The organism is Pseudomonas sp. UBA6276, from assembly GCF_002438365.1.
Lineage (GTDB): Bacteria > Pseudomonadota > Gammaproteobacteria > Pseudomonadales > Pseudomonadaceae > Aquipseudomonas > Aquipseudomonas coleopterorum.
The window spans coordinates 1-8,938 of the sequence record NZ_DJUS01000006.1 but is presented as its reverse complement, the minus strand read 5'-3'; the positions used below and the strand labels follow the sequence as shown (position 1 = coordinate 8,938).

The 8,938-nt window shown below is 59.5% G+C and carries 9 protein-coding genes; 3 read left to right on the top strand and 6 right to left on the bottom strand.

Annotation, left to right across the window (positions count from 1 at the left end; translation table 11 throughout):
* Together B2V21_RS00995 and B2V21_RS00990 are read left to right on the top strand one after the other, a co-directional pair.
* Nucleotides 1-1,658 (top strand): electron transfer flavoprotein-ubiquinone oxidoreductase (locus B2V21_RS00995; protein WP_286915760.1); only part of this gene is annotated, 1,658 nt, incomplete at its 5' end.
* Nucleotides 1,659-1,683: 25 nt separating this feature from the next.
* Nucleotides 1,684-2,451, top strand: a complete 768-nt coding sequence (locus B2V21_RS00990) for an SDR family oxidoreductase (protein WP_090359062.1) — start codon at nucleotides 1,684-1,686, stop codon at nucleotides 2,449-2,451.
* Between the two features lie 4 nt (nucleotides 2,452-2,455).
* On the opposite strand, the gene mrdA is transcribed toward B2V21_RS00990, so the two are convergent.
* The 6 genes from mrdA to B2V21_RS00960 form a co-directional block, all read right to left on the bottom strand.
* Nucleotides 2,456-4,348: a penicillin-binding protein 2 gene (gene mrdA / locus B2V21_RS00985; protein WP_090359064.1), complete on the bottom strand. Its 1,893-nt coding sequence runs from the start codon at nucleotides 4,346-4,348 to the stop codon at nucleotides 2,456-2,458.
* 99 nt (nucleotides 4,349-4,447) lie between these two features.
* Nucleotides 4,448-5,521, bottom strand: coding sequence for an AI-2E family transporter (locus B2V21_RS00980; RefSeq protein WP_049859840.1), 1,074 nt, complete (start codon nucleotides 5,519-5,521; stop codon nucleotides 4,448-4,450).
* A 99-nt stretch (nucleotides 5,522-5,620) separates the two neighbouring features.
* A complete protein-coding gene (locus B2V21_RS00975) occupies nucleotides 5,621-6,937 on the bottom strand; it encodes an ATP-binding protein (RefSeq protein ID WP_090359066.1) in 1,317 nt (438 codons plus the stop codon).
* Complete coding sequence (locus B2V21_RS00970; RefSeq protein ID WP_056842207.1) at nucleotides 6,934-7,602, bottom strand: response regulator transcription factor; 669 nt, start codon at nucleotides 7,600-7,602, stop codon at nucleotides 6,934-6,936. Before B2V21_RS00970 ends, B2V21_RS00975 begins: the two co-directional genes overlap by 4 nt.
* The gene (locus B2V21_RS00965) at nucleotides 7,602-7,913 is read right to left on the bottom strand and encodes a PepSY domain-containing protein (RefSeq protein ID WP_049859837.1); all 312 of its coding nucleotides are present in this window, start codon (nucleotides 7,911-7,913) and stop codon (nucleotides 7,602-7,604) included. Before B2V21_RS00965 ends, B2V21_RS00970 begins: the two co-directional genes overlap by 1 nt.
* The gene (locus B2V21_RS00960; protein WP_286915759.1) at nucleotides 7,913-8,221 is read right to left on the bottom strand and encodes a PepSY domain-containing protein; all 309 of its coding nucleotides are present in this window, start codon (nucleotides 8,219-8,221) and stop codon (nucleotides 7,913-7,915) included. Before B2V21_RS00960 ends, B2V21_RS00965 begins: the two co-directional genes overlap by 1 nt.
* A 243-nt stretch (nucleotides 8,222-8,464) precedes the next feature.
* Here B2V21_RS00960 and queD point away from each other — a divergent pair, with 243 nt between their 5' ends.
* A complete protein-coding gene (queD, locus tag B2V21_RS00955; protein ID WP_049859835.1) occupies nucleotides 8,465-8,821 on the top strand; it encodes a 6-carboxytetrahydropterin synthase QueD in 357 nt (118 codons plus the stop codon).
* The last annotated feature ends 117 nt before the right edge of the window (nucleotides 8,822-8,938 follow it).

Sequence of the window (8,938 nt, the reverse complement as noted above, 5' to 3'; positions counted from 1 at the left end):
GCGAATACATGGAATTCGACGTCGTCGTCGTCGGCGCAGGCCCAGCAGGCCTGTCCGCCGCATGCCGACTGAAGCAGAAAGCCGCCGACGCCGGACAGGAAATCAGCGTCTGCGTGGTTGAAAAAGGCTCCGAGGTCGGTGCTCACATCCTTTCCGGTGCCGTCTTCGAACCGCGGGCGCTCACCGAGCTGTTCCCGGACTGGAAAGCCTTGGGTGCGCCCCTGAACACGCCCGTCACCCGCGACGACATCTTCATCCTGAAGAATGCCGAGAGTGGCACGAAGATCCCCGACGCCTTCGTGCCCAAGACCATGCACAACGAAGGCAACTACATCATCTCCCTGGGCAATCTGTGCCGCTGGCTCGCCCAGCAGGCTGAAAACCTGGGTGTCGAGATCTACCCTGGATTTGCCGCACAAGAAGCGCTGATCGACGAAACGGGCGTTGTGCGCGGCATCGTCACCGGCGACCTGGGCGTGGATCGCGAAGGCAAGCCTAAAGAAGGGCTGTATACCCCAGGCATGGAACTGCGCGGCAAATACACCCTGTTCGCCGAAGGCTGCCGCGGGCACATCGGCAAGCAACTGATCGAACGTTTCAAACTGGACAGCGATGCCGACGCGCAGCATTACGGGATCGGCTTGAAAGAGATCTGGGACATCGATCCTGCCAAGCACCAGCCGGGGCTGGTGGTCCACACCGCCGGCTGGCCGCTGGAAGTCATGGGTACCGAGAACACCGGCGGCTCGTTCCTCTATCACCTGGAAAACAATCAGGTGGTGGTCGGCCTCATCGTCGACTTGTCCTACGCCAACCCGTTCCTGTCGCCTTTCGACGAGTTCCAGCGACTCAAGCACCATCCGGTCCTCAAGCAGTACCTGGAAGGCGGCAAGCGCGTCAGCTACGGCGCCCGTGCCATCTGCAAGGGCGGCTTCAACTCGCTGCCCAAGATGGTCTTCGCCGGCGGCGCGCTGATCGGTTGCGACCTGGGCACCATGAACTTCTCCAAGATCAAGGGCAGCCACACCGCCATGAAGTCCGGCATGCTCGCTGCCGAAGCGGTGGCCGACGCGCTGTTCCAGGGCTCGGAAGGCGGAGACGTGCTCGACGGCTACGTGTCCGGCTTCAAGGCCAGCTGGCTGTATGAAGAGCTCTTCGCCAGCCGCAATTTCGGGGCTGCCATCCACAAGTGGGGAGCCATCGTCGGCGGCGCGTTCAACTTCGTCGATCAGAACCTCTTCAAGGGCAAGATCCCCTTCACCCTGCACGACAACAAGCCTGACTACGCCTGCATGAAACTGGCAGCCGACAGCAAGCGCATCGACTACCCCAAGCCCGATGGCAAATTGAGCTTCGACAAACTCAGTTCGGTGTTCATCTCAGGCACCAACCATGAAGAAGAGCAGCCGTGCCACCTCAAGCTCAAGGATCCGAGCATTCCCATCGGCAAGAACCTGCCGCTGTACGACGAGCCGGCTCAGCGCTACTGCCCGGCCGGTGTCTATGAAGTGGTCACCCAGGAAGACGGTGCCAAGCGTTTCCAGATCAACGCGCAGAATTGCGTGCACTGCAAGACGTGCGACATCAAGGATCCTTCGCAGAACATCGTCTGGGTGGCGCCCGAAGGCTCGGGTGGACCGACCTACCCGAACATGTAACTTCTCACCCACGGCAGGAGCGGATATGCCCAAGACCACGATGTTCGACCTCGACGGCAGAATAGCGCTGGTCTCCGGCGCCAGCCGTGGGATCGGCGAGTCCATTGCCCGATTGCTGGCGCAGCAGGGTGCACATGTGATCGTCGTCAGTCGCAGGCTGGACGGCTGCCAGCGTGTCGCCGACAGCATCAACGCTGGCGGCGACCAGGCTACCGCGATGGCCTGCCACATTGGCGAAACCGAGCAGATTCAGGACTTGTTCGCACGCATCCGCGCAACATTCGGTCGCCTGGACATCCTGGTCAACAATGCCGCCACCAACCCTCAGTTCGGCAGCGTCCTGGATGTCGACCTGGGCGCTTTCCAGAAGACCGTGGACGTCAACGTCCGCGGTTACTTCTTCATGTCGGTCGAAGCCGGCAAGTTGATGCGCGAACACGGTGGCGGCAGCATCATCAACGTGGCGTCGATCAACGGCGTGTCACCCGGTGTGTTCCAAGGCGTCTATTCCATGACCAAGGCCGCGGTGATCAACATGACCAAGGCGTTCGCCAAGGAATGCGCCGGCTTCAACATCCGCTGCAATGCGTTGCTACCGGGCCTGACCGACACCCGTTTCGCTTCGGCACTGGTCGAGAACCAGGCGATCCTCAAAACCGCGCTCGCGCAGATTCCGCTCAATCGTGTTGCCCAGCCTGAAGAAATGGCCGGGGCGGTGCTGTACCTCGCCAGCTCGGCTTCCAGCTACACCACAGGAACCGCCCTGAACGTGGACGGTGGCTTTCTCTGCTGAAGGCTCAGACCTTGGGATCCGTAGGCGCCTTTGCGGGCGCCGCGTACTTGGGCTTGAGGTGACCTTCGCCATCCAGTAACCAGGCATCCATGATCTCGCGCACCACGGGACCTGCGACGCGCCCGCCCGCCTCGCCGTTCTCGATCATCACCGCCACCACGATCTTCGGCCGGTCGGCCGGCGCAAAGCCCACGAACAGCGCGTTGTCACGGTTGCGCTCCAAGGTCTTGAGACGGTTGTAGCGCTCACCCTGCTTGATCGCAACCACTTGGGCCGTACCCGACTTGCCCGCGATGCGATACTGCGCACCGGCGGCAGCCTGCCGCGCAATGCCGCGCGGATCGTGCATGACGAGTTGCATGCCGTGGTTGACCTGATCCCATTCGCGGTTGTCACGCAGCACGATATTGGGGATCGGATTGTCGTCCACCGGCGCCAGCCCGCCTACGGTTTCAGCCAGGTGCGGCCGACGCCAAACGCCCTTGCTGGCGATCAGCGTGGTGGCCTGGGCCAGTTGCAACGGTGTGACCTGCATGTAGCCCTGGCCAATACCCAGGATCAGCGTCTCGCCGGGGAACCACGCCTGACGTCGGGTCGCGCGCTTCCACTGCTGCGACGGCATCAAGCCAGGCGCTTCCTCGAACATGTCCAGCGACACCTTCTGACCTAGGCCGAAGCGGGTCATGTAGTCGTGCATCCGGTCCACACCGAGCTTGTGCGCCAGATCGTAGAAGTAGGTGTCATTGGAGCGCATGATGGCGGCATCCATGTCCACCCAGCCATCGCCGGTGCGGTTCCAGTTGCGGTACTTGTGGTCGTAGTTGGGCAGTTCGTAGTAACCGGGGTCGAAGACCCGAGACTGGGGCGTGACCGCACCCGTATCCAGGCCGGCAATCGCCACTTCCGGTTTGATCGTCGAGCCAGGTGCGTACAGACCCCGCAGGACGCGATTGAACAGCGGCCGATCAATGGAATCGCGCAACGCCGCGTATTCCTTGAAGCTGATCCCGGTGACGAAAAGATTGGGATCGAAGCTGGGCTTGCTGACCATGGCCAGTACGTCACCGGTTTCCGGATCAATGCACACCACCGCCCCACGCCGATCGCCCAACGCCTTCTCGGCGGCTTCCTGCAGGTGCACATCCAGGCTCAGTACGATGTTCTTGCCCGGCACCGGATCGTGGTGGTTGAGCACCCGCATCACCCGTCCCTGAGCATTGGTCTCGACCTCTTCATAGCCCACCTGGCCATGCAGCTCCGTTTCATAGAAGCGCTCGACACCGGTCTTGCCCACCGACTGCGTGCCGCGGTACTGCGTCTGATCGAGCGTCTTGGATTCCTTCTCGTTGATCCGCCCTACGTAGCCGACCGAGTGCGCAAAATGCTCCTTGCGCGGATACTCACGTACGAACTGAGGCTCCACATCAATGCCCGGCAGCAGAAATTGATTCACCGCGATCTTGGCAATCTGGTTCTCGTTCAGTTCATACATCAAGGTGACGGGTTCGAAGGGATGGCGTACACGCTTCAAGTCCTTGTCGAACTGCTTGCGCGCCTCATCGCTCAGCTCCAGCACCTTCACCACCTCATCGAGCACCTGCGCGGTATTGCCGGCGCGCTCGCGGGTCAGAGTCAGATTGAAACTGGGTCGGTTATCGGCCAATACCACGCCATTGCGGTCGTAGATCACCCCGCGCTCCGGCGGGATCGGCAGTACATGCACCCGGTTGTTTTCGGATACCGTGGAGTTGTAGGCGAACTCGATGACCTGCAGGAAGTACAGACGCCCTACCAAGGCAATGCTCAAGGCCAGCACCAGCAATGCGCAGGCGATCAACCGACGGTTGACCAGGCCTTGTTCCTTGCCATGATCTTTGAGAGGGATGGGCTGGGGCATGCGGACCGCTCTGAAAAAGCGCCGATGGTAACCAAGCAGGCCCCTGCCCTCAAGCGCCAACTCCCTCGGGCTGACCAAGGGAGCCGGGTAAGGCGTGTATCAGGTACGGTCCTGAGGCAGACGCACCTGGCGCTTGGTACTGACGAAGATGCCCCAGCTGGACATGAACAGCGCGGCAATCAGCGGGCCGATCACGAAACCATTCAGGCCAAACACCGCCAAGCCACCCAGTGTTGATACCAGAATAAGGTAATCCGGCATCTTCGTGTCCTTGCCGACCAGAACCGGACGCAACACGTTGTCGACCATGCCGATCACCAGAATACCGAACAGGGTCAACGTCACCCCCTGCCAGATATAACCGCTCAACAGGAAGTAGGCCGCCACCGGCGCCCAGACGATGCCGGCCCCGACGGCAGGCAACAGCGACAGGAAAGCCATGAGTACAGCCCACAGCAATGCGCTGGGAATGTCGAGGAACCAGAAGATCACCCCACCTAAGGCACCTTGCGTAACGGCCACCAGCAGGTTGCCCTTCACGGTGGCACGCACCACACGGTTGAACTTCAACTGCAGACGGCGCTTCTGCTGTTCGGCCAGCGGAATGGCCGTACGGATCTTGCGCGACAGTTCAGGGCCATCACGCAGGAAGAAGAACAGCAAGTACAGCATGATGCCGAAGCTGATCACGAAATCCAGCGTGCCCTGGCCGAAGCTGAATGCCTGAGTCGCGAAATATTGACTGCCCTGCATGGCGCCCTTGGCAACTTTGTCACGCACGCCTTCGAGATCGCCCATGCCCATGCGATCGAGCAACTGTTGCCCGGAGGCCGGAAGCAGCTGCTTGAACTGATCGATATAACCCGCCACGTCCAGTTGGCCACTTTCGATATTCTTGTAAAGCACCGCACCTTCTTGCACCAACAGCGCGCTGATGATGATCACCGGCAGGATCGCGATCAGCAATGCCGTGGTCAGCGTGACCAGCGAACTGATGTTGCGACGCCGGTTCAACTTCATCATCACCAGTCGTTGCAAAGGCGCAAATACGATACCCAGGATCACGGCCCAGAATACCGCGCCGTAATAAGGCAGAAGAATCCAGATGAAAGCGATGGTGACGAGGATCAACAGTAACAACAGGGTTTTGTTTTGCAGGTTGGTTTCGTTCATGTCCGATCCATGTCGATAAGCTACAGAACCGTCATTCGGCCCTGTGGGTTAGTCCTCCCAGCCGCCTGCGAGTTTAGTCATCGGCAAGATAAATCCGCGTTAAACGCGTTTATCCAGGTCGACCGCGACGCGCAGCCCACCCAGCGGACTTTCCGACAGCTGCAAACGAGCCGACCAGCTTTCCACGATGTCACGAACGATACCCAGCCCCAGACCATGCCCGTCGACCTGCTCATCCAATCGAGAGCCGCGATCCAGCACCGCCTGACGTGCGTCCTCGGGTATCCCCGGACCGTCGTCGTCCACCCAGATACTGTAGCCCTGCGCATGCTCGACAATGCTCAGGCAGACCTGCGCGTCTGCCCACTTGCAGGCGTTGTCGAGCAGGTTGCCCAACAACTCCAGCACGTCCTCGCGATCCCATGGTAGACGCACATCCGCTGCCACCTCGTAGCTCAGGTTCAAATGCCCACCGTGAATCATCTCCAGAGTCGCGAACAGACCCGGAATCTCTTCTGCGCAATCGAACTGAACACCCGGCAACGCATCGCCTGCCAAGCGCGCACGATTGAGCTCACGGCTCAGCCGCAATTGGATGTGCTCCAACTGCTCACGCAACAGCCGACCAACCTCGGGATGGTCACGCAGCCGCTCACTGCTCGCCAGACTCAACAGCACCGCCATGGGCGTCTTCAGCGCGTGCCCAAGATTGCCCAGGGCATTACGCGAACGCTTGAGACTGTCTTCGGTATGCAGCAAGAGATGGTTGATCTGCGCCACTAGCGGCTCAAGCTCTGCCGGAACTTCGCTGTCCAGTTGCGACCGCTGCCCGAGCTGCAACTGGGCAATCTGCTCCCGGGTTCGCTCAAGTGGCTTGAGCGAGCGTTTGACCGTGATGCGTTGCAATACGAGCACCGCAATCAATGCGGCCAGACCCATTCCCAGGCCAATCTGACGTACCCGCTGAAAGCTTGTGCGAACGGGTGTGTAGTCCTGAGCCACGATAATGGACAGTGGCTGGCCGAGCCGACGGTAGTCAGCCCGCAACACCAGCAGCAGTTGACCTTCGGGACCCAGCTTCAAACCTGAATACAACCCCGACTGCTCGGGCACCGGCAGCTCGAGATCCCACAGCGAGCGGGACCGCCAGTGGCCCTCGGGAAAGTCTATGCGGAAATAATGCCCGGAGAACGGACGTTCGTAGGCAGGAGAAATACGATGTTGATCCAGCTGCAAACCCTGCGGCCCCCGCTGCATGGCCACCAGAAGGTTTTCACTTTCGTTGCGCAGCCCCGCTTCCAGGTAGCGCTGCAGACCCATTTCGAACAGCCACAAACTCAACTGCGCGAGCACCAGGCCAACCACGACCAGAACGCTGATCAGTCCGACGCTCAATCGCGCCTGGATGGATCTCACTGCACGACCCCGGCAAAACGGTAGCCCTGCCCTCGCCGCGTTTCGATCACACTGCGACCCAGCTTGCGCCGCAGGTGATTGACGTGCACTTCCAGCACGTTCGAATCGCGCTCGGTCTCGCCATCATACAGATGATCGGCCAAATGGCCCTTGGACAGGATTTGGTCGGGGTGAAGCATGAAATAGCGCAGCAGCCGGAACTCCGCAGCGGTGAGCTGTATATCGACTCCGGCCTGCAATACGCATTGGCGACCTTCGTCCAGATGCAGACCCGCCGCTTCCAGACGCGGCATGTTCGACAGACCTCGCGCCCGCCGCACCAACGCCTGGGCCCGCAACTGAAGTTCTTCAGGGTGAAACGGTTTGGTCAGGTAGTCATCGGCGCCTGCTTTCAAACCTTCGATACGCTCGGCCCATGAGCCACGCGCAGTCAGAATGAGCACCGGGGTGGAAAGGTTCGCCGCTCGCCACTGAGCCAACACTTCCAGCCCAGGCAGGCCAGGCAATCCTAGATCGAGGATGATCAAATCATAAGGTTCGGACTGCCCCTGATAGACCGCGTCTCGACCGTCCGCCAGCCAATCCACGGCGTACCCCTGGCGACTGAGGCTGGCGCTCAGCTCATCGGCCAGAGGAACGTTGTCTTCCACCAACAGCAAGCGCATCAGTCATCTTCCTCGTCTTTGAGCAAATCACCTGTAGCCGCATCCAATTTGATCTCGCGAACGACACCTGCCGTGGTCAGCAGCTCGACTTCATAGACCAGCTTCTGCTGCTTTTCTTCGAGTTCAGCCTCCAGCAGGCGAGCACCGGGATAACGCGCCATGGCCTGGCCTAGCAGTTGTTCGAGGGGCAGAATCACACCCTCCTGTCTGAGTCGCAGCGCCTCATCCTGATCTAAATCTCGAGCCACTGCCAACGAGCAGAACGCCAGCAGCCCGACCATCAGTGCGCGACCCGCTGGCGGTATGTTCATTAGGTATCCTGATGATCTTTGAGCACTTGACCAGTGGTTGCATCGAGCTCTACATCCCACTCGACGCCCTTGCTGTCGCGCAGTTCGACTTGATAGATGTATTTACCGTATTCCTCTTCCAGCTCGGTCTCGTGAACAGTGCCGCCTGGATGTTTCGCCAATGCTGCAGCATTGAGCTTCTCGAAGGACTGGATGGTACCAGCATCGCGCAAGCGAAGCGCTTCGTCCGGGCCAAGATCTTTAGCCTGAACACTGACGGCAACGAAACTCATGGAAGAAGCCAGAAGCAAAGCAGTCAACGTTTTCATTCAGTTCACCTTGTGTATGTGTGAGGTATGTATGGTGTACGAGAGACACAATACCGAAGGCGACTTAACTCAAACTTAATGGCACAACGCTAGCCTCCAAATGATCGCGGTGTTGCAGCACGCTCTGCCCCACCGTGCGTCAGCCGGCTGGATCGATCCCACCACGCTCCCCATGCACACTTACCGTCCAGGTTGGACACCTGATAAACTGCAGCACTGACTTGCCTACAAATTGGAACAAACGTGGAAATTTTCAAGGAATTCACTTTCGAGTCTGCCCATCGGCTTCCTCACGTACCTGAGGGACACAAATGCGGTCGCTTGCATGGCCATTCCTTCAAGGTCGCGATCTATCTGCAGGGCGACGTTGATCCCCATACCGGCTGGATCCGAGACTTTTCCGAAATCAAGGCGATATTCAAGCCGCTCTACGAGCGTCTCGACCACAACTATCTGAATGATCTTCCCGGCCTGGAGAATCCCACCAGCGAGAACCTCGCCAAATGGATCTGGCATGAGCTCAAACCCCTATTGCCCGAATTGTCCAAGATTCGTATCCACGAGACCTGCACGAGCGGATGCGAGTACACCGGCGACTGACCGGCATGCTACGAAAAACCACCCTGCTGGGTGGTTTTTTTTGCGTGCGGATCAGTGTTTTTTGTTTCGAGAAAGACAAAACCCCTACCTGCTCACGCAGATAGGGGTTTCGGAATT